Source organism: Geomonas limicola, assembly GCF_014193675.1.
GTDB lineage: Bacteria > Desulfobacterota > Desulfuromonadia > Geobacterales > Geobacteraceae > Geomonas > Geomonas limicola.
Genome location: NZ_BLXZ01000002.1, coordinates 639,188 through 658,652 on the forward strand (window position 1 = coordinate 639,188; position 19,465 = coordinate 658,652).

The 19,465-nt window shown below is 64.1% G+C and carries 18 protein-coding genes; 9 read left to right on the forward strand and 9 right to left on the reverse strand.

What is annotated here, in order from left to right:
• Nucleotides 1-92: 92 nt before the first annotated feature.
• On the reverse strand, nucleotides 93-740 hold the full coding sequence (locus H7688_RS06555) for a pentapeptide repeat-containing protein (RefSeq protein WP_183360253.1): 648 nt from the start codon (nucleotides 738-740) through the stop codon (nucleotides 93-95).
• A gap of 205 nt (nucleotides 741-945) precedes the next feature.
• Between H7688_RS06555 and uvrA the strand changes: the two genes are divergently transcribed.
• From uvrA to H7688_RS06580, 5 genes are all read left to right on the forward strand, one after another.
• Nucleotides 946-3,786 (forward strand): excinuclease ABC subunit UvrA, encoded by a 2,841-nt coding sequence (uvrA, locus tag H7688_RS06560; protein WP_183360254.1) that lies wholly within the window; start codon nucleotides 946-948, stop codon nucleotides 3,784-3,786.
• 30 nt (nucleotides 3,787-3,816) lie between these two features.
• Complete coding sequence (locus H7688_RS06565) at nucleotides 3,817-3,984, forward strand: hypothetical protein (RefSeq protein WP_183360255.1); 168 nt, start codon at nucleotides 3,817-3,819, stop codon at nucleotides 3,982-3,984.
• A 231-nt stretch (nucleotides 3,985-4,215) separates the two neighbouring features.
• A complete protein-coding gene (locus tag H7688_RS06570; RefSeq protein ID WP_183360256.1) occupies nucleotides 4,216-4,788 on the forward strand; it encodes a hypothetical protein in 573 nt (190 codons plus the stop codon).
• A 137-nt stretch (nucleotides 4,789-4,925) separates the two neighbouring features.
• Nucleotides 4,926-6,443, forward strand: coding sequence for a class I SAM-dependent methyltransferase (locus H7688_RS06575; RefSeq protein ID WP_183360257.1), 1,518 nt, complete (start codon nucleotides 4,926-4,928; stop codon nucleotides 6,441-6,443).
• Between the two features lie 86 nt (nucleotides 6,444-6,529).
• Nucleotides 6,530-7,525, forward strand: a complete 996-nt coding sequence (locus tag H7688_RS06580) for a serine/threonine protein kinase (RefSeq protein ID WP_183360258.1) — start codon at nucleotides 6,530-6,532, stop codon at nucleotides 7,523-7,525.
• Between the two features lie 160 nt (nucleotides 7,526-7,685).
• On the opposite strand, the gene H7688_RS06585 is transcribed toward H7688_RS06580, so the two are convergent.
• The 7 genes from H7688_RS06585 to H7688_RS06615 all read right to left on the reverse strand — a co-directional run bounded on the left by H7688_RS06585 (nucleotide 7,686) and on the right by H7688_RS06615 (nucleotide 13,014).
• Complete coding sequence (locus H7688_RS06585) at nucleotides 7,686-8,711, reverse strand: adenosine deaminase (RefSeq protein WP_183360259.1); 1,026 nt, start codon at nucleotides 8,709-8,711, stop codon at nucleotides 7,686-7,688.
• A 45-nt stretch (nucleotides 8,712-8,756) separates the two neighbouring features.
• Entirely contained in the window at nucleotides 8,757-9,284 is a 528-nt protein-coding gene (locus H7688_RS06590; RefSeq protein WP_246329727.1) for a hypothetical protein, read from the reverse strand.
• On the reverse strand, nucleotides 9,281-10,531 hold the full coding sequence (locus H7688_RS06595; RefSeq protein WP_246329728.1) for a GGDEF domain-containing protein: 1,251 nt from the start codon (nucleotides 10,529-10,531) through the stop codon (nucleotides 9,281-9,283). Before H7688_RS06595 ends, H7688_RS06590 begins: the two co-directional genes overlap by 4 nt.
• A gap of 128 nt (nucleotides 10,532-10,659) precedes the next feature.
• Entirely contained in the window at nucleotides 10,660-11,178 is a 519-nt protein-coding gene (locus tag H7688_RS06600; RefSeq protein ID WP_183360261.1) for a shikimate kinase, read from the reverse strand.
• Between the two features lie 157 nt (nucleotides 11,179-11,335).
• Nucleotides 11,336-11,767, reverse strand: coding sequence for a hypothetical protein (locus H7688_RS06605; RefSeq protein ID WP_183360262.1), 432 nt, complete (start codon nucleotides 11,765-11,767; stop codon nucleotides 11,336-11,338).
• A gap of 86 nt (nucleotides 11,768-11,853) precedes the next feature.
• Nucleotides 11,854-12,153, reverse strand: coding sequence for a hypothetical protein (locus tag H7688_RS06610; RefSeq protein ID WP_183360263.1), 300 nt, complete (start codon nucleotides 12,151-12,153; stop codon nucleotides 11,854-11,856).
• A 75-nt stretch (nucleotides 12,154-12,228) separates the two neighbouring features.
• Nucleotides 12,229-13,014, reverse strand: coding sequence for a rhomboid family intramembrane serine protease (locus H7688_RS06615; RefSeq protein ID WP_183360264.1), 786 nt, complete (start codon nucleotides 13,012-13,014; stop codon nucleotides 12,229-12,231).
• Nucleotides 13,015-13,555: 541 nt separating this feature from the next.
• Here H7688_RS06615 and H7688_RS06620 point away from each other — a divergent pair.
• Entirely contained in the window at nucleotides 13,556-15,217 is a 1,662-nt protein-coding gene (locus H7688_RS06620) for a hypothetical protein (RefSeq protein WP_183360265.1), read from the forward strand.
• Nucleotides 15,218-15,254: 37 nt separating this feature from the next.
• Entirely contained in the window at nucleotides 15,255-16,475 is a 1,221-nt protein-coding gene (locus tag H7688_RS06625) for a LysM peptidoglycan-binding domain-containing protein (RefSeq protein ID WP_183360266.1), read from the forward strand.
• A gap of 258 nt (nucleotides 16,476-16,733) precedes the next feature.
• Here the strand turns inward: H7688_RS06625 and H7688_RS06630 are convergent, their stop codons facing one another.
• Nucleotides 16,734-17,447, reverse strand: coding sequence for a lytic transglycosylase domain-containing protein (locus H7688_RS06630; protein WP_183360267.1), 714 nt, complete (start codon nucleotides 17,445-17,447; stop codon nucleotides 16,734-16,736).
• Nucleotides 17,448-17,811: 364 nt separating this feature from the next.
• Between H7688_RS06630 and H7688_RS06635 the strand changes: the two genes are divergently transcribed.
• Together H7688_RS06635 and H7688_RS06640 are read left to right on the forward strand one after the other, a co-directional pair.
• Nucleotides 17,812-18,897: a transglutaminase-like domain-containing protein gene (locus tag H7688_RS06635; RefSeq protein WP_183360268.1), complete on the forward strand. Its 1,086-nt coding sequence runs from the start codon at nucleotides 17,812-17,814 to the stop codon at nucleotides 18,895-18,897.
• Between the two features lie 14 nt (nucleotides 18,898-18,911).
• On the forward strand, nucleotides 18,912-19,463 hold the full coding sequence (locus H7688_RS06640; RefSeq protein ID WP_183360269.1) for a DUF350 domain-containing protein: 552 nt from the start codon (nucleotides 18,912-18,914) through the stop codon (nucleotides 19,461-19,463).
• The last annotated feature ends 2 nt before the right edge of the window (nucleotides 19,464-19,465 follow it).

The following is a 19,465-nucleotide window of genomic DNA, read 5'->3' on the forward strand; positions in this document are numbered from 1 at the left end:
AAAGCGAAAAAGCCCCGGAGAGATCCGGGGCTTTTTTCGTTGAGGCTGGCAGTGGGTGATCGATCCCGATTCCTCGGATCTGCCCCATGGGGTTACTCGATGCAGCTGCCGACCGAGCCGTTGCGGCAGACCGTCTTGTCGATCCAGAGAGCGCCGTCCATGCGGCTTCCGTCCAGGCGGGTGCCGCGCAGGCGGGCCTGGCTCAGGCTGGCGCCGCGCAGGTTGGCGCCGGTCAGGTCGGCGAGCTCCAGGTCGGTCTCGGCGAGGTCGGCACGCTCCAGGTTGGCCATGCGCAGGTTGACCCGGTTCAGCTTGGCACCGCTTAGGTCCATGCCGGTCAGGTTGAGCCCGGAGAGGTCCATGCCCGAGAGGTCCCGGGTGGTGCTCAGGATGCCGCGCACCTCGTTTTCGGAGAGTCGGCGGTTGTAGACCTTGGCCTGGGCCGGGTCGGTCTTTCCCTTGGCCTTATGCGCCCTGGCCTTCTTCTTTTTGGTTGCCGGCTTCTTCTTCGGCTCGGCGGGCTTGGCGGTGCCGTTCCCCTCGGCGGCAAGTGCAGCGAGCTTCGCCTCGGCGAGTGCCAGTTTACGGGACTGCACCTCGTTGCTCGGCTCGGCCTTCTCGGGCGCCGCCGCTGCAACAGCTGCCACGGCCGCGGGGGGCGCCGGTTCGGACGCGGCCAGGACGGCCGCGGGGAGAGCCAGGCTGAGGGCGATAAGTATGATCTGGTAACGGCGGTTCATGCGTCGCCTCCGGTAAATGGACATCAGGACTCTGCTGCACTGAACCTATCGGCTTCAGCTGAAAAAACTGTAGCGATTTCCTCGCCTGGCGTGAGGAAACCGGCCCTTTACGGAGAAAACCGGGAAAATGAGTGCACGATGTGCTATATTCTAATGTTACCTTCGGCCCACCTGGTTGGGTGGAAAATCTGGATGCGGGAGTACCATGGCAACGAACAAAATTATCATTAAGGGTGCCTGCGAGCACAACCTGAAGTGCATCGATGTGGAGATCCCCCGGGACCAGCTGGTAGTCATCACCGGTATCTCGGGATCGGGAAAATCAACGCTGGCCTTCGACACCATCTACGCGGAAGGGCAGCGCCGCTACGTCGAGTCGCTCTCGGCCTACGCCCGGCAGTTCCTGGAGCAGATGGAAAAACCGGACGTCGAGTCCATCGAGGGGCTCTCGCCTGCCATCTCCATCGAGCAGAAGACAACCAGCAAGAACCCCCGCTCGACGGTAGGGACCGTCACCGAAATCTACGACTACCTGCGCCTGTTGTTCGCGCGGGTCGGCAAGCCCTACTGCTACAGCTGCGGGAAGCTGATCTCCTCGCAGACCGTCTCGCAGATGGTGGACCAGGTGATGACCCTGCCGCAGGGGACCAAGCTGACGCTCCTGTCCCCGATCATCCGGGGGCGCAAGGGGGAGTACAAGAAGGAACTCGCCCAGTTACGCAAGGAAGGGTTCGTCCGGGTCATCGTGGACGGCACCACCCACGATCTCTCCGACGAGATCGAGATGGACAAAAAGAAGAAGCACGACATCGACATCGTGGTGGACCGCCTGGTGGTGAAGCCGGGGATCGAGAAGCGCCTGGCCGATTCGCTGGAGACCGCGCTGCACCACGCCGAGGGGATCGTCAAGCTGGGGGTGTCGGAAGACCAGGCCCTCGGCAACAAGGCGGAGACGCTCATCTTCTCCGAGTCCATGGCCTGCATCGACTGCGGCATCTCCTACCCGGAGATGACCCCGCGCATGTTTTCCTTCAACAACCCCTACGGCGCCTGCCCGGACTGCACGGGGCTTGGGACCCGCATGTACCTGGACGCCGACCTGGTGGTCCCGGATCCCGACCTCTCGATCCGGGAAGGGGCCATCGCCCCCTGGGAGAAACGCTTCTCGGGCTGGTACCAGCAGACCCTCGAGGCGCTCGCCAAGGCCTACGGTTTCTCGACCACGGTCCCCTACAACAAACTTCCCGAGAAGGCCAGGGAGGTGATCATGAACGGCTCGGGCGGCCGCCTGGTCGACTTCTGGTGGGAGGACGATTCCGGCAAGCGCCACAACTACCAGAAGGCCTTCGAGGGTGTGCTGAACAACCTGGAGCGCCGCTACCGCGAGAGCGAATCGGAGCAGGTGCGCGAGGAGCTGGAAAAGTACATGAACGTGATGCCCTGCCCGACCTGCCAGGGGGCGCGCCTCAAGAAGGAGGCGCTCTTCGTCAGGGTAGGGGGGCAGAACGTGCAGCAGGTGACCTCGCTCTCCATCAAGGACGCGCTCACCTTCTTCAACACCCTGTCGCTCTCCGAGAAGGAGGAGGACATCGCGCGCCGCATCCTGAAGGAGATCCGCGAGCGCCTGAACTTCCTGGTGAACGTGGGGCTCGACTACCTTTCGCTCGACCGCTCTTCGGGGACGCTCTCCGGCGGCGAGGGGCAGCGCATCCGGCTCGCCACCCAGATCGGCTCCTCGCTGGTCGGGGTCCTCTACATCCTGGACGAGCCCTCGATCGGCCTGCACCAGCGCGACAACGGGCGCCTCTTGCAGACGCTGCGCCACCTGCGTGACATCGGTAACACGGTGCTCGTTGTGGAGCACGACGAGGAGACCATCCAGGAGGCGGACTGGGTGATCGACATGGGGCCCGGTGCCGGGGTGCATGGCGGCGAAGTGGTGGCCCAGGGAACGCCGGCGGAGATCATGGCCAACCCGCGCTCGCTCACGGGGCGGTTCCTCTCGGGCGCGCTCTCCATTCCGATCCCCAAAAAACGGCGCAAGGGGCAGCGCTTCCTGACCATCGAGAAGGCGACCGAGAACAACCTGAAGGACGTCTCGGTGGACATCCCGCTGGGTGTCCTCACCTGCGTGACCGGCGTCTCGGGCTCGGGCAAATCAACGCTCGTCATCGACACGCTGTACCAGACCCTGAACCAGCACATCTACAAGAGCCGCGAGAAGGCCGGGGCGGTGAAGGCGATCAAGGGTCTCGAGGTGCTGGACAAGGTGATCAACATCGACCAGTCCCCCATCGGCAGGACGCCGCGCTCCAACCCGGCTACCTACACCGGCCTCTTCACCGAGATCCGGGACATCTTCGCCCAGCTCCCCGAGTCGAAGATGCGCGGCTACAAGCCGGGGCGCTACTCCTTCAACGTGAAGGGGGGGCGCTGCGAGGCCTGCTCGGGTGACGGCATCATCAAGATCGAGATGCACTTTTTGCCCGACGTCTTCGTACAGTGCGAGGTCTGCAAGGGGGCGCGCTACAACCGGGAGACCCTGGAGGTGCACTTCAAGGGTAAATCGATCGCCGAAGTGCTGGACATGACGGTCTCCCAGGCGCTCATGTTCCTGGAGCACATCCCGCGCATCAAGAGCAAGCTGAAGACCCTGGAGGACGTGGGGCTCGGCTACATCAGGCTCGGGCAGTCGGCGACCACCCTCTCCGGCGGCGAGGCGCAGCGCGTGAAGCTCGCCAAGGAGCTTTCCAAGAGGGCCACCGGGCGGACCATCTACATCCTGGACGAACCGACCACCGGCCTCCATTTCGCGGACATTGCCAAGCTTCTGGAGGTGCTGCACAAGCTGGTCGACGCCGGAAACACCATCGTGGTCATCGAGCACAACCTGGACGTGATCAAGACGGCGGACTGGATCGTGGACCTGGGACCGGAAGGGGGCGACCGCGGCGGCGAGATCATCGCCACCGGCACCCCGGAGCAGGTGGCACGGGTGGAGAGATCCTATACCGGGCAGTACTTGAAGAAGATGCTGAACCCGTAACCTTCGGTTGCCTAGCCAGGAGGTAGTGTCATGACAGAAAAGAACTGCAGTTGCGAGCCGGGTCGTCCCGGCAGTTGCCCCAGCTGTTTTGCGGAGCAGCTCATCGACTACTGGTGCGAGACCTGCCGGCTCTCGGTGCCGGACAAGCGCTGCCCGCACTGCGGGCTGAAGACCAAGAAAAAACGGCAGCAGGGCTAGCCCCTGACAAAACGGATCCAAGCGACCTCTGGGCCCGCCACTCACCTGCAGTGGCGGGCTCTTTTTGCTCCATTTCCCGGGTTCACCTCCGGTCGCCCGGCACTGGAGAGCCTGCCCCCGTCTTCCCCGCCCGTTACGCCAGGACCACCCGGAACCACCTCTCCTGTTCCCTCTGCGAATCTGCGTTATAATAAACCAGCTTTAATCTAACCTTTAACCGGGGCGCGGGACATGCGGCGTAACCTGCTACTGCAATTGACGGTGCTGGCTCTTCTGGTGCTCCAGGTCGGATGCAGCCGGCTGCTGCCCAGCGGCAAGGCGGTGGCCGAATCGCCCTGGACCAACTACTCCGACGCCAAGGGGGCCTTCGACAAGATAACCGTCGGCGAAACCACCGTGGAGGATCTGAAGGTGCTCGGCTTCGACGTGAAGAGCTCCCCCAACCTCAAGGTGCTCAACTACCTGGACATCGCGGCGACCGTGCAGGGGATCCCGCACGAGGAACTCGACCCCGGGTTGCAGGCCTGCCTCATGGCGCGCGACGACTGCCGCGCCTACGTTTTCGAGCCGAAGCGGACCTATACCAAGCGCATCGGCAATTTCTGGCTGGATATCGCGAGTTTCCGGCGGGTTACCCAGGAGACCGGCTGGCGCTTCAAGGCACTCATCGTCTTCGTGAACCACCACGTCGCCTACAAGCTCGCCAGCGGGGAACCGCAGATCGATCAACTGCAGGAACAGAACAACCCCCTGGGGCCGTTCCAACTCCCCTCCAACCTGATTTTCGGCATCATACCCTTCTGATTGACGTGCTCGAACAGTTCATTAGACAATAGGTCACTGGTTGACATAACCGGGGCTAGCTGCTATTTTGCGGCCTTTGTAAACATTTGTAATAAACGGCTCCCGAGGCATCGGCTGAGGAAGCAAGGGCAGGCACCATGGAATGGCAAGACGGCTACATCACCGAGGTCGAATACGTGCACGGGGTCTACCGCGAGCTGGGTCCCTCGGCCCTCAACTTCATCCTGCTGCTGCAAAGCCGCGATCCGGTGCCGCTCAAGGAAGGGTTCAGCTACCTGGACCTCGGTTGCGGTCAGGGTGAATCGGTAAACCTGTTCGCCGCCTGCCACCCAGAGGGGCAGTTCCACGCCGTGGACTTCAACGCGGCGCATATCGCAGGCGCGCGCAACGTGGCGCGCCAGGCGAGCATCCAGAACGTCACCTTCTGGGAGGCGAGCTTCGCCGACCTCCCCGAGCTGGACCTCCCCCAGTTCGACTTCATCGTGCTGCACGGCATCTACTCCTGGGTCGGGCCGGAGAACCGGCAGCGCATCGTCGACTTCCTGCGCACCCACCTCAAATCCGGCGGCGTGGTCTATGTAAGCTACAACAGCCTCCCGGGCTGGAGCAGCTACGCCCCGTTGCGCCAGCTGCTCTCAAGCTACGCCGACACCCAGCCGGGGAACCTGGAGGAGCGTGTCGAGCGCGCGCTCAGGTTTGCCCAGCGGCTCAAAAGTGCCGGAGCCTCCTTCTTCAGCACCAATTCAGCTGCCCGGGATTTCTTCGACTACATCTGCACCCTGCCGCGTAACTACGTGGTGCACGAATTCTTCAACCGGGACTGGTCCCTTTTCTACCATGCCGAGGTGGTACGCAACCTCGCCGCGGCCAAGCTGCACTTCGTCGGTTCGGCGAACCTCGCCGAGAACCAGGACATGCTCCGCTTCAGCGCCGAGCAGCAGCAGGTGCTGGGGGCGATCTCGGACCGGGTGATGCGCGAGACCGTGAAAGACTTCACGGTGGCGCCGCTGCTGCGCCGGGACATCTTCACCAAGGGGGGGCGGCGCATCCCGGCGGTGGAACAGCTGCGCCACGTGGGGGAGACCGGGTTCGCCCTGGTGGTGCCCCGGGCGAGGGTCGAGTACAAGGCAGCCTTCCCCATCGGTGAGGTGGCTCTCGAGCCCCTGTTGTACGACCCGATCCTCCTGGCGCTGGAAGAAAGGCCGCAGACCCTGGACCAGCTCCTGTCCCATCCGGAGGTCGAGTCCCTGGGCAAGACCCGGGTGATCGAGGCGCTCATGGTGCTCATGGCGGCGGACTACGTGATGACCGCGGTGGAACCGGCGCTCTACACCACCATGACCACGCGCCGGCTCAACAACGCGATCATCGAGCGGCACCTGGACAACCTGGAGAAAAAGACCCTCGCCTCGCCGGTCCTGCAAAGCGGCGTGAAGGTGGACTGGCTGGAGCGGCTGCTCCTGCTCTGCGAGATCCGCGGCACCGACGACCCGGCGGCCTTTATCTGGGGAGAGATGCGGCAGCGCGAACAACTGCTGAGCCGAGAAGGAGAGATCCTCACTACCGAAGAGGAGAACCTCGCCGAGCTGGCCCGGGTGATCGCGGTGTTTCGCGAGGAGAAGCTCCCGCTCTTGCGGCAACTCGGTGTTTTCTGAGGCGGAACCGGGCGTTGCCGTCGGGCGGCCAATGGTGGTATGGTAGCAAACGTAGCTAAGCCAAACGCGCAGGAGATACCCGCCCGATGCCGGAGAGCACCCATCCCTTTCAGACCCTGACCCCCAGCTTCATCATGGACGCCGTGGAGAGCCAGGGATACCGCTGCGACTGCCGCACCTCGGCCCTGAACAGCTACGAAAACCGCGTCTACCAGGTGGGGGTCGAGGACGGTCAACCGCTGATCGCCAAGTTCTACCGCCCTAGGCGCTGGAGCGACGCCCAGATCCTCGAAGAGCATGCCTTCTCCTTCGAGCTTGCCGAGCACGAGCTCCCCGTGGTGGCCCCCTGCCGCAACGAGGCAGGCGAGAGCCTGTTCCACTACGAGGGGTTCCGTTTCGCGCTCTACCCGCGCCAGGGGGGGCACGCCCCCGAGTTCGACAACGACGAGAACCTGGTGATCCTCGGTCGCATGCTGGGGCGCATCCACTCGATCGGTGCCCTGCGACCCTTCAAGGAGCGCCCAACCCTGGACTGCATGAGTTTCGGGCGGCGCAGCGTGCAGCTCATCAGTGCCGACTTCATCCCGGACGAGTACCGGGAGAGTTACCTGGCGGTGACCGAGCAGCTCCTGCAGGCGATCGACGAGATCTTCGCCGCCACCCCGGACGTCCGCGTCATCCGCGCCCACGGCGACTGTCATGCCGGCAACATCCTCTGGCGCGACGGTGCCCCGCACTTCGTGGACTTCGACGACGCCCGGACCGCTCCGGCCATCCAGGACCTCTGGATGATGCTCTCCGGCGAGCGGCCGCGCCAGCAGGCACAACTGGTCCAGCTCATCAAGGGATACCGCGAGTTCAACGACTTCCACTCCCGCGAGCTCTGGCTGGTAGAGGCTTTGCGCGCCCTGCGCATGCTGCACTACAGCGCCTGGCTCGCCAGCCGCTGGGAGGACCCCAGTTTTCCGCGCACCTTCCCCTGGTTCAACACGGTGCGCTACTGGGGGGAGCACATCCTGCAGCTGCGCGAGCAGTTGGCGCTCCTCGAGGAACCGCCCCTGGAGCTCCCCCGCGACCTGTGATCGAACCTTATGACAAAAAAAGGGCGCCTCTGCGGCGCCCTTTTTTGTGGGTTGTGTGATGTTAATCCCCCCGCCCTTGACGGGAGGGGGATAGGGGGTGGCGGGACTCCACGATCTTAGAGAAGATCCACCGCCCTGCTCCTTTTAGACCGCGGATATTCTAGTCCTGCGGGAACCCCGCGCAGTAGTGGCGCACCTCGTCCAGCAGTTCCCTTTTTTCCCGCTCCCCCAGAAACGACGCACTGAACCCGTTGTCGGCAAGCTGACGGATCTCGGCGAAGCTGAGCCCGAGAGCGCGCTGCACCGCGAGGAAGTTCTCGGTGAGGTAGCCGCCGAAGTAGGCGGGGTCGTCCGAGTTCACCGTGACGCAGAGCTCGCGATGCAAAAGCTCCTTCAGGTTGTGCCGGGCCATGGTGTCGAAGACGCGCAGCTTCACGTTGGAAAGGGGGCAGACGGTAAGCGGCACTTTCTCGGCGGCGAGCCGCTTTACCAGGCCTTCGTCCTCGAGACAGCGCACGCCGTGGTCGATGCGCCGTACCCTGAGGAGGTCCAGGGCCTCCCAGATGTAGGCGGGCGGCCCTTCTTCGCCCGCGTGCGCCACGGGGATAAGTCCTTCCTGGCGGGCCCTGGCAAACACCGCCTCGAACTTGGCCGGGGGGTGGCCGCTCTCCGAGGAGTCGAGCCCGACGCCAATGAGCCACTCGCGGTAGGGGAGCGCCTCTTCCAGGGTCGCCTGTGCGCTCTCGGCGCTTAGGTGGCGCAGGAAGCAGAGGATGAGCCCGGAGCTGATCCCCAGGCGCTCGCGGGCCTCCTCCTGCGCACGACGCAGCCCCGAGATAACCGTCTTGAAGGGGATGCCGCGCTCGGTGTGACCCTGGGGGTCGAAGAAGAGTTCGCAGTGGCGGATCCGGTCTGCGTGGGCGCGCTCGAAATAGGCCAGCGCCAGGTCGTAGAAGTCTTCCTCTTTGATAAGGACCTGCATCCCCTGGTAGTAGATGTCCAGGAAGGACTGCAGGTCGCTGAACTGGTAGGCGGCGCGCACCTCGTCGAGCGAGGCGAAGGGGAGGGTGATGCGGTTGCGCTCGGCCAGCCGGAACATGAGCTCCGGTTCGAGGGTCCCCTCGATGTGCAGGTGTAGCTCGGCTTTGGGAAGGTTGCGGATGAAGCTTTCAATCGGGCGGGTCATCGGTAGGCTCCGTGGGCGCTCGCTCCCGCGGAGAACTGCGGGTCGCTAACGTTTTTTTTCAAGTTCCAGGTCGAGGTGTTTCAACTGCTCGATGTTCTTGTTCAGGTCGTTGATGGTACGGTTCAGGTCCCCGACCTCGTGGCTGAGGGTCTGGTTGGTGATCCGGTAGGCGCGGTTTTGTCTCTTCAGTTCATCGGCAGTAGTGATCAATTCTACAAGAGGGGTGGCTTGGACGCTCCAGGGACTGGCAGGAAATTCCTTCTTCAGGCGCCTGAGCAGCTGGTGCCCCTGGGGTGAGGCCGGACGCTCGACGCTGGGTTTCAAGGACAACAGCGCCAGCCTAAAGAGCGCCTCGTCGGTAACGCCGGGGATGGCCGGGCCGCTCACGATAGACTCCAGGATCTTGCTGGCGCCGGCACTGTCCCCTTTCTCGAGGGAGGTCCGCGCCGAGGCGAGGCGGCGCCCTTCCGAGAAGCTCTGCAGGAAGCCGCTCCCTTTTTCGCCGGACCGCCCGGTAGCGCAGCCGGCGCACAGGGCGGCGGCCAGGATAAGGGTCAGGTGCTTTTTCATCATGCCTGCTTTCGTTTCCCGACGATCAGGTAGTTGCTGCCGGGAGTCTCCTTGGCCGAATCCTTGGCCTGGGCCGAGGCCCGGGCGATGTCGACCGCGGAGGAGTACTCGTCGCCGCCGCAGATGATGACGGCGATGGAGATGGTGGTGATGGGGAAGAAGCGGTGCACGCCGTAGCGGTCGCAGCCGTCTATGCCGCCGCGCGCCAGGTCCTCGGGTCCGAAGTGCCGGCGTACTTCCCTGTCAAAGTTGCGGATCACCGCCTCGCAGACCTCGGCGACCCGGTCGGTGGAGAGGACCATGACGAAGTCGTCGCCGCCGACGTGGCCGACGAAGCTCCCCGGGTCGCCTACTTCCTTCACGGTGGCGAGGATCAGGTCGCCGGTCACCCGCAAGAGCTCGCTCCCCTTGGCGTAGCCGTAGTGGTCGCTGAAGGGCTTGAAGTTGTCCAGGTCGGCGTAGCAGAAGGCGAAGTTGCCGCCGCTTTTCAGCCGCTGGTCCAGGACCCGCTCGATGGCGATGTTTCCGGGGAGCCGGGTGAGGGGGCTCGCGTCCAGGCTGTTTTGCTCGAGCACCTTGAGGCGCGCCGCCATCCTGGTGAAGTCGCGGGCCAGTTCGCTGATCTCGTCGCCCGGGGGGATCTGCGGGTCGTAGTCGAAGTCACCCTCGGCGATCCGGTGCGTGGCGCGCTGCAGCTTCCGGATCGCCCGGAAGGTGCGGTAGGTCACGAAGGGGGCGACCCCGATGGCGAGCAGGAACCCGGTGCAGGAGATGATGATGGTCCAGCGGATGGTCGATTCCTGCTGGTAGTTGGCGCTCTGCAGTTCGGCCTGCAAGAGGTCCTGGCGCTTGCCGTAGAAGGCATCAACGGCGTTCAGGAGCCGCACGGAAAGGGCCCTGAGTTCCCCCTCACGGTCACTTTCCCCGGAGAAAAGCCGGGCCGCGGCCAGGCGGAAGTCGGCGTAGAGCCGGTTCAGGGTCGCCGTGTCGCGCGAGGAGTCGAGGTCCTGGAGCACCCCCAGGTTTACCATGGTCTCCTTTTCGCGCTGGTGGAACAGTTCGACGAAGGTCGGGTCCTTGAGTATCTGGTACTTTCCCGCGTAGCTCTCCTGTGCCAGGAGCGAGGTGCGCAACTTGATCAGGGAACTGATCATGGGGAGATCTTTGTTGGCGATCCCCCGGGCGGTCTTGTTCAGAGCGTACAGGCTGAAGGAAGAGAACGCAAGGGCGGCCATGGTAAACAGTGCCATGGCTGCATAACCCACACTGATCTTTTGGATCAGAGAGAAGTTGGAGAAGCGGAAAGCCGATTTTAGCTTGGGGAGGATTTCCATAGCGAGAATATTAGGGGAGACTGAGGGATAAGTCAACGGATCAGTCAGTCCTTGTGCCAGTAAGCTTGCAGTTGTGCAAGTACCTGGTCGGCTTCCGATTCAGCGGTCGCTTCGCTGCAGTGGATGCAGAGGTGCGCCCAGTGCCGGTAGAGCGGCAGGCGTATGGCGAGCAGGGCCTCGAGGCTGCCGGCGTCCGTCAGGCCGATGATCCCGCGCGGGGCCTGTCCGGCGATATGTTCGCGAACCTCGGCAATCGGGGCGTCCAGGAAGACCACCGTCGAGAGGGAGGCCAGGCGCTGCATGCCGGCCTCGGAATAGATCGCGCTCCCCCCCGGGGCGATGACGCAGCAGTCGGGGAACTCGACATCGACCAGGGTCTCCTCCTCGATCTCCAGGAAGGCCGATTCGCCCACCCGGTCGATGAGCTGCTGCAGCAGAACTCCCCGGCGCGCCTCGATCACCTTGTCGGTGTCGAGGAACTGCCAGCCGAGCCGTTCGGCCACCAGGCGCCCGACCGCGCTTTTGCCGGAACCGGGCATACCGATCATGGTTACTCTGGACATGAAACCCTACCCTGAAATCTTGATCGCACCGGATCCCGCGCCAGGCGTTTTCCGGAGCTGAGAGCATACTGGCAGCCACTGCGTTAGCCAAGAAAAAAGCGTCGCGGTCAGTTTTTGTCATCTTTTTTCGGTCGGGGGGAGCTGCGAGGCGCCGGCGTCAGTACCAGGGGTACCCCTTGCGGCGTCGTCTGATCAGGTGCTCCACCAGGAAATAGGGACGGATGAAGATGATCCCCTTGCGCTTGAGGTCGCACAGGTCGAGCACGAAGTGAAACAGGCAGCCGGCCAAAAGGGGCCAGAGCTGCGGATGCCAGAAGAGTAACAGGGCCAACAGGAGGAAGAAGTCGATGGTGTGAAAGACGCAGAGACCTACGTAGGAGATGCTTCTCTCGAGCGGTATCAGTTCGGCGAAGTAGCGGAACATCCCCGGTACGCTGAAGTTCTTGCGGCGCTGGATGTAGAGGAAGTAGTGATCGACGTCGATCAGCACTCCGCCTGCGGCAAAGAGTGCGAGATCCTGTGCGCCAAGGACCGGGGCGAGGGCTGCGGCGGCAAGGCCGGTGAATGCCAGATGCTGGGTGAGGGTCATCGATGCTACCTGGAAAGAGAGCTGGACGGAACTCGGGGAACCGCCGGGCAACTGTACCAGCTTTCGAGCCTGGGCGCCAGTCCTGGCTAGCTCCCGCTGAAGAGCAGGGTCCCCTTCAGGAGGTCGCGCAGGTCGCTGTCGGCGCCGGCAGATTCCTTTTTGACCATGGCCTTGCGCTCCTTGAGGCTCAGGAAAGCGGCCAGGTGGCCCGCGGCGAGCTTGCGGCTGCCGGCGATGGAGACGGCGAGCCGGCAGAGGATCTGGGCGGGGATACCGTTGCGGTACCCTTCCACCAGCTTGCCGATCTCGTCACGGCGCTGCTCGTCGCTCCAGGTCTGGTAGACCTCGTCACCTATATTGTTGAGATTACTCAGATTGTTCAGCATGTTCCCTCCGCATCGTGGTGGTGACGGCGTGAGTTGGGTGGTGCACACACGACTTCGTGCGCCGGGCCGTCCCTGCTATTTCTTGTGCTGGTGGCTGAAGATGTGGTCCCGGCAGTACCCGTAGGTCCCTTTGCACTGGGGGCAGTAGCGGAAGTCCATCTCCGGGTGGGTCTTTTCGGTGATGCCGCAAACGCTGCAGCGGTGCACGGTTTCGCTGCGACGCGGAGCGAAGCCTGCGGCCTTCCTGGTCAGCTGTTTGCTGCCGTAGCGGGCGTTCACGGCGATGTCGCGGGCGAAGAAGATCAGGTAGTTGGCCAGGGCAGAGAGGACCATGACCCGGGTTGCCCAGTCCCCTGCGATCAGCTGCCAGGCGTAGCCCAGCCAGGTAAGCAGGGCAAGCCACTTGATCTTCACCGGGATGACGAAGAACAGCAGGATCTGGAACTCGGGGAAGAGCGTCGCAAAGGCCAGGAAGACCGACCCGGCGAGGAAGCCGTTGCTGATCGGGTACCCCGGCACCAGAAACGCGGCGGCAATGGTGATGAGGCAGCCCAAAAGGAGGTAGACGTTGTAACGGAACGCGCCCCAGTGCTCCTCGAGTGCCGAGCCAAGCATGTAGAAGAAATACCAGGCGATGAGGGTGAAGATCAGGCTCTGCCGGGGCGGGTCGAAGGGGAGCGTGAAGATGCGCCACCATTCTCCCTGCAGGAGCAACTCGGCGGAGAAGTAGGTAGCACCGCGCTCCAGCTTCCCCGTCAGGTACATGACGTAGAAAAGTGACTGGCCCGCGATGAGGTACAGGGTCAGGTTCGGAATGGCATAACGTCCGAATTTGCGTTCCAGGGAGTCCAGCATGTTCATAGCGGATCTGGCCCTCTCGGTCGTGCAGCCAGCAGGTCGGCCGCACCTGCTGCAGGGTAAAGGGAAAAGCGTCGCGTGGTGACGCGCGGGAGGTGACTGGAGCAGGATTTCCCGGTCTTGCCGGTGCTCGATGCGCTGACCATCCAGCTGTGCCAGGAGCCGGAGCCGACGGGGGCGACGGTTGCCGGAGCCCGGGTCGCGCACCTCGTTGACCGGGAAGAGAGGCTTGCTATCATACCAGCTGCACTCGGGACCCTTGCAGCTAGCCTGTATAGCAGTTTCTAAGAAAGGTGACAATGTAAATTACTCCAAGGGAAACCCTTCCAGGAACCCGAGTTTCCCGGGGAAACTGCCGCGGCGGCTCTCCTCCACTTCGTACGACGCTGGTTTCATGAATAGGCTTGTTTGAGAGGACCGAGAGGAGGTGGCGGCGCGGTCCACGGGGTTCTGCAAAATGTGCCCCGAGGTGTTGAATACTATTGATTCTTGCGCCCTGCTCCCCTAGAATGGGCCAATTCCCGAACTACCCTCCAAGGATCTCATGAAGCACGTTCTCCTCATCTCCGATACCCCCAGAGTGCAACAGGTCTTCGAGTCGCTCGAAGCACAGGGACTCCTGCAGCTTAAGACCGCGGTCACCCTGAACCAGGCCGACCAGGAGATCGCGGCGGCCGCGCCGCAGCTTGCCTTCGTGCAGGGGCGCATCTCGGGGTTCTCGCGCGACATCATCGTGCGGCACCTGAAGAAGGTGCTCCCCAAGGACGCCGCGCTCGTCCTCTTGGCAGGGAGCTTTGAGGAGATGGATCAGGCCTTTCAGCACCAGGAGACGTTCGTAGACGTGGCGCTGGAGGACCAGGCACTGGCAGACGTAGTACGCCAGGTGCTGGAGGGGAGTTACCAACCGCAGCGCCCCGTGCCGGCAAAACCCGCGGCGTCGGAGCCTGTCGAAACAGAACCTGCCGAAGCGAAACCTTCCGAAACCGAGCCTGTCGAAGCAGTGCCTGCCGAACCGGAGCCGGAGGCAGAACCGGAGCGGGACGAGCCGCAGGCCGAGGTCGTGCAGACCGGGGTGGAAACGCCCCAGGCGCCGCCTGCCGAGGCCGGGCCGGCCGCCGAGTCTGCCCCCGCCGAGCCGTCTGCCGAGGCTGCACCTCCTGAGCCGCAGGCTCCGCCGGAACCGGAATCGCTCGAGCAGCATCAGTTCGTCCCCCAGTTCGAACCGTTCAGCGAGTCCCACCCGGTTCAGCTCTCCGGGCAGTCGGCCGAGAAGACGGCCCAGCTTGCCTCGTTTGCAGCCCTGATGGATGAGGCGCAAAAGGAAGCTGCCGGGCCGGAAGGTTCCCTGAATATCGAGGAGCGCATCGTGCTGGGAGCCCACAAGAAGGCTCCGGAAGCCGCTGCCGCCCATTCCGAACGCCCGCAGCAGGAACACGGTGCGGGAGAACGCCTGATTGGTGAGCCGCTGGCTGATGCGCTGCGGCGTGCCAAGAAGGAGAAACGACCGCTCTGGATCCCGGTTGCCCTGGTGCTGGCGCTCATCCTGGTGCCGCTGTTCTCCTACCTGGCCGGCAAGAAGACAGCCCCGAAGGAGCCGGCGCTTGCGCCTTTGAGCTCCGCGCGTCCTGCCAAGGAAAAGAAGAAAACGGTCCCGGCAGCGCCGGCGGCACCCCGGGTTGCCGAAGCGCCGCTCGCGGCGCCCGCTGCCAAGCCACAGCCTGCCCCGGCTCCCAAGCTGCAGCCCGCCCCGCCGCAACCCGTTCCTGCGCCCGCGGCCGTCAAGGCGCAGCCGCAGGCCGTCGTGGCACCGCCTCCGGTCGCCGCTCCGACTGCTGGGACTGCTGCAAACGGCCAGAAGGCGTTGCCGGCACTCTTGGGCCAGACCAAGCCCGATCCCGAGTACGCCAAGAATCACCCCGGCTGGCAGCGCTTTGTGGGCACCAGCGCGGAGTACAAGGTCTTCAGGGAAGGAGAGCGCTACAAGGCGCTCCAGGTGCTGACCCTGCACGGCGAGACGCTTCCCGAGCCCCTTTTGACCCGGGCGCTCAAGGAGTTTGGCGGAACCGAGAAGTACCGCGTGGGGACGGGCGGTGTGAAAGGGAAGTATCTGGTTCAGCAGGGTGATGCAGGCGGCGGCGTCGCGCTCACCGTGTACCGGAATAAGAGCGATCGTAGCCTGAAGGCGTTCGTCATCTATTACCGTTAGCCCCCGGCAGCAGAGCAGCACCGATTTGAGGTATGGAATGACCAATGCACAACATGGCGGGGCCTTTTTGCTGGTGGCACTTTTGTCGCTTCCCTGTCACCTGTACGCCGCAGCCTCCCCCTTCGACATAGACGTGAAAGAGCTGGACCGCTCGGCGCCCAAGGCGTCAGCCCCGGCGGCGCAGCCCAAGGCAGCTTCCCCCTACGATATCGACCTGAAGGAACTGGACCGCTCCAGCACTCCCCCGCCCAAGCCGGAAAAGAAGGCCAAGAAGAAAGAAGCCCCGGCGCGTAGCGCCAAGCCGTCCCGCGGGCACCACGCCGTGAGCGGCGAGGGGGAGTACGTCCGCTACACGGTGAAGCCGGGTGACCACATTTTCAAGATCCTGGTCGCGCGCTTCGGCCTCTCCAACGAGGCCGCCGAAAAGCTGATCCCGGAGATCATCCGGATCAACGACGTCCCCGACATCAGAAGGCTCACCGTGGGGAGCACCCTCTTGATCCCGACCTCTGCGCACCAGGCACGCTCGGCACGCACGCACCGGCATCATGAGCCGGCCAGCAGTCCGGAGGCCGCGCAGGCACCCGTGCCGGCTCCCACTCCGCTGCCGAGTCTCCCCGCGGTCGCTGCGCCCCCGGTTTCGGCTGCGCCCGCGGCACCGCGCGAGCTGCCGCCTCCACCCGCTCCGGTAGCCAAGGCCCCGACTCCGGCCCCGGCCCCCACTGCGCCGTCGGCGGCAGTCTCCCCGGCAGCGCCGGCAGCCCAGCCTGCGCCGCCGGTCGCCAACACCTGGATCTGCTCGGTGCGCGACCGTGAGCCTGCCCGCATCGTGGACACCGTGCTGAATGCCCTGGCACTGCGCTGGAGCAAGAACCGCATCATCCAGTCCGCCGAAGGTGCCTCCAACGCCTACAGCATCAGGGTGGATCGTTACTTCGAGAAGAACGGCGCGCGCTACATCGTGAGTATTGGCGAGGAAGATCCCTACAGCTACACGCTGCTCAGGCTTCTGGAGGGTTCGGGCTACCGGGTGCTGATGATCGGCAAGGGGGATGACTTCCTGAGCATCGGCGAGAAGCTGTTGCGCCTGATCGGGCTGACGCCGGACTTCGGCAAGCACCTGATCCAGGGGGGGAAGGCGGAGACCGGCTTCCTGGTGCAGCAGGACGACCCGGAAGGGCGGCGGGTGCTGCTGACCAGCGACCCGGCAGACCCGACGGTGAAGTGGACCCTCCCCGCCGGCTGCGCGTCCCGCTAGGCCAAGGCGCCCAATCATACAAACAAAGAGACCGCAGTTCCCGGTTGGGGCTGCGGTCTCTTTTTTGCCTGCTACGTTTGCAGGTCAGGGCTCATCTGAAAAAAGGAAAGTCGGTGGAGAACGGTCCCCACTCCCCTTGCGGGGGAGGGATAGGGTGAGGGGGAAGGGGCCACTTCAGTGCAGCTGGCAGCTTCACCCACCCCCCGACCCCCTCCCGTCAAGGGAGGGGGGGGAGTAACCCTGAAACTTCAGCTGTTTTTACGGGGTCGGCGGGCGGTTCTCACCCTGGTGCCCCTCGGGCGCCGGATCGAAGGACATGAGCGGTTGGCTGCCGTTTAAACTCGGGAGCGTCCCCTGCAGCGCGGTCTCGGAGAGGCTGGGCGGCTCCTGGCCGGCGCCCTGGGGCTCGGCCGCACCGGCTGCCGGGGGGACCTGCACCACGAACTGTTCCTTCCCCTGCTGTGCGCCGGCGACCCAGTCGTCGACCTTGTTCTTGATGAGGGCCTCGAGCCGGTCCTTGATCGGCGCGTAGGAGGCCTCCTCGGGTACCGGCTTCACCTTCTGCAACTGCTCGAAGACCATCCTGGCATAATGGTCGCGCTTGTCGGGGGTCTGGCTGTTGTAGCAGCCGATCGCCTTCCAGTTGTAGCCGTACTTCTCGATGCACATGGAGAGGATCCAGGCGCCGGTTTTCGCGTTGACGCAGGCGTCCCCCAGCGAGTTCCAGCGCTCCTTCCCCAGGGTGGGAGCCCAGCTCGAGTTGATCTGCATGAGGCCGAAGTCGAAGGTGCCGTTCGTGTTGCGGTGCACTGAGCGGGGGTTGAAGTTCGATTCCACCTTGGCGATGGCGCGCAGGATCTGCGGGTTGATGCCGTACTGCGCTCCCGCTTCCTCGAAGCAGAAGGCACGTGCCTTGCCGGAAAAGGCAAGGAGCAGCGCGGCGATCAGGCAGAGCGTTCTGCGATTACCCATGAGGTACCTCGTAAGGATCCCTTCCCTCCGGATGCAGCGCGAGGGAAAGGGCTAATGATATCTGGTGCGCTCCCGATATAGTGTGGTACGGCGGGCCGTGCGGTTGGCAGGGGCGCGGGAACGTGTGAAAGGTCGCTGCGGGCGGAGCCGGAACTGTGCCGGCAACCTCGGGAATGATACCCGTTTCGAATTTTCCTGTCACCCCTTTTCGACCGTGCGTGCCGGGAGCCCCGGCCTCTAGCCCGCTCGGCGGCTGGAACTGGCAGAGGCAAACGGCCGGTTTGACAAGGATAAGGCACAGCGATAGCATGTCTCGTCTGGGACTGTGTCGCAACGCCATGCAGGTTGAGAGGACACAACGCAGATGCTCTCTGAGCGAGCTTCATCTGTCATAGCTTCTGGCGAAGAAGAACGCTGCTTCTCGGTACCGGGACTGAAACTCTGGTCGGTACTGTGCCTGGGCGCGCTGATCCTCTGTGCGACCGTGGTCGTGCAGGTGGAAGGGCGCCAGCGGTCAACTGCCGCGGGCGTTGTGGGGCGGCGAGCCGGGGCCGGTGAGACCCTCTCGGTTCACGCACCGGTCCCCGAACAGCGTCCCGGTGCGGTCGGTGCCGCGCAGTTCCAGCGCATCGAGGAGAAACGGGGGGAGATCTGTGCCGAGTACGGCTGCCGCAACTTCAACAACGACTCCCTGCGGGCGGGGCTGACGATCTCGACCCGGGAGCTGGTCCGCTACCTCCAGGGGTACGGCTATTTCCCGTCGGAGCTGGAGTCGCTCACCCAGTGGCAGAAGAAGGCGCTGGACGAGGCGTACCGCTACGCGGTGCAGAACCGGCAGAGCCAGCAGGATCTGAACCGGGCCGGAGCCGCCATCAAGGCGGAGTACCGCGCCAAGTACCGCTCCTTTCTCACCTCGCGCGGCTTCACCATCCTGCCGGGGAACACGCTCAGCGCGGACCTTCCTGGCATAGCGGGCCGTAACGTGAAGGAGTTGCGCCCCATGGCCCAGGCGCTCGGGGCGATCGCGGAGAAAAACGGCTACGATTCCTCCGAGGTTATCGGGGCGGCCCTGTCGCTGGTGCAGACCGCGTTCCGCTACGAGGCGGTCCCCATGGTGATCGACGGCCGGCAGACCGGCGGCATCTATCCGCCGCTGGAGGCGGTGGCCAAGGGGAAAGGGGACTGTGATACCAAGAGCGTGCTCCTGGCGGCCCTGCTCATGAACTGGAACAAGGTGAAGCTGGTCGGCATCGGGGTGCCGGACCACTACCTGATGGGGGTCCTGCGCAATCCGGGCAAGGGTGACGCCTACGTCGAGTACCAGGGGCTGCGCTACGTGCTGATGGAGCCCTCGGGGCCGGCCTGGCTCCCGCCCGGGATGGTGGGACCGACCACGACCGCCCTGCTCAACTCCGGCGCCGGCATGGCGGTGGAACCGTTTACCAACTGACAACTGGAGACCTCATGTTTTTCCTGCGCCTTCTGGTGAGCTTTTTCGAACTCGGCCTGATGATCGTCCTGTCCGGACTGATCATCTACGTCATCTACCGCGTGTTCATCAAGGCCAACCCGGAATTCGACATGGAAGAGGAGATCATCAAGGGGAACCCTGCGGTGGGGATCCTGGTCTCCGCCATCATGGTGTCGGCAGCGCTCATGCTGCGCAAGGGGGTGGGGGCGTCGGTCGGGATGTTCCGGCTCTCCATCTCGGCCCCCGCAGATGTCGCCTTCCCGCTTTGGCAGACCGCGCTCCTTACCCTGGGGCACCTGGTGATCACCCTGTTCTTCGCCATCTTCACCATTTCGTTGACTTTGCGGCTGTTCGGGAGGATGGTCAACAAGCTGAACCCGGCGCTGAGCCTGGGGGAGCAGGTACGCCAGGGGAACCTCGCAGTGGGGATCCTGCTCTCCGCCGTGGTGTTTATCGCCACCCTGTACGTCGGCGAAGGGGTGAGCGCGCTTACCAAGGCCCTCGTGCCGCAGCCGAGGATCGGCACCATCCAGATCATGGAATGACG

Coding starts and splice junctions, on each gene's coding strand:
- H7688_RS06555 (WP_183360253.1), bottom strand. CDS start 740: ATGAACCGCCGTTACCAGATCATACTTATCGCCCTCAGCCTGGCTCTC.
- uvrA (WP_183360254.1), top strand. CDS start 946: ATGGCAACGAACAAAATTATCATTAAGGGTGCCTGCGAGCACAACCTG.
- H7688_RS06565 (WP_183360255.1), top strand. CDS start 3,817: ATGACAGAAAAGAACTGCAGTTGCGAGCCGGGTCGTCCCGGCAGTTGC.
- H7688_RS06570 (WP_183360256.1), top strand. CDS start 4,216: ATGCGGCGTAACCTGCTACTGCAATTGACGGTGCTGGCTCTTCTGGTG.
- H7688_RS06575 (WP_183360257.1), top strand. CDS start 4,926: ATGGAATGGCAAGACGGCTACATCACCGAGGTCGAATACGTGCACGGG.
- H7688_RS06580 (WP_183360258.1), top strand. CDS start 6,530: ATGCCGGAGAGCACCCATCCCTTTCAGACCCTGACCCCCAGCTTCATC.
- H7688_RS06585 (WP_183360259.1), bottom strand. CDS start 8,711: ATGACCCGCCCGATTGAAAGCTTCATCCGCAACCTTCCCAAAGCCGAG.
- H7688_RS06590 (WP_246329727.1), bottom strand. CDS start 9,284: ATGATGAAAAAGCACCTGACCCTTATCCTGGCCGCCGCCCTGTGCGCC.
- H7688_RS06595 (WP_246329728.1), bottom strand. CDS start 10,531: ATGGCACTGTTTACCATGGCCGCCCTTGCGTTCTCTTCCTTCAGCCTG.
- H7688_RS06600 (WP_183360261.1), bottom strand. CDS start 11,178: ATGTCCAGAGTAACCATGATCGGTATGCCCGGTTCCGGCAAAAGCGCG.
- H7688_RS06605 (WP_183360262.1), bottom strand. CDS start 11,767: ATGACCCTCACCCAGCATCTGGCATTCACCGGCCTTGCCGCCGCAGCC.
- H7688_RS06610 (WP_183360263.1), bottom strand. CDS start 12,153: ATGCTGAACAATCTGAGTAATCTCAACAATATAGGTGACGAGGTCTAC.
- H7688_RS06615 (WP_183360264.1), bottom strand. CDS start 13,014: ATGAACATGCTGGACTCCCTGGAACGCAAATTCGGACGTTATGCCATT.
- H7688_RS06620 (WP_183360265.1), top strand. CDS start 13,556: ATGAAGCACGTTCTCCTCATCTCCGATACCCCCAGAGTGCAACAGGTC.
- H7688_RS06625 (WP_183360266.1), top strand. CDS start 15,255: ATGACCAATGCACAACATGGCGGGGCCTTTTTGCTGGTGGCACTTTTG.
- H7688_RS06630 (WP_183360267.1), bottom strand. CDS start 17,447: ATGGGTAATCGCAGAACGCTCTGCCTGATCGCCGCGCTGCTCCTTGCC.
- H7688_RS06635 (WP_183360268.1), top strand. CDS start 17,812: ATGCTCTCTGAGCGAGCTTCATCTGTCATAGCTTCTGGCGAAGAAGAA.
- H7688_RS06640 (WP_183360269.1), top strand. CDS start 18,912: ATGTTTTTCCTGCGCCTTCTGGTGAGCTTTTTCGAACTCGGCCTGATG.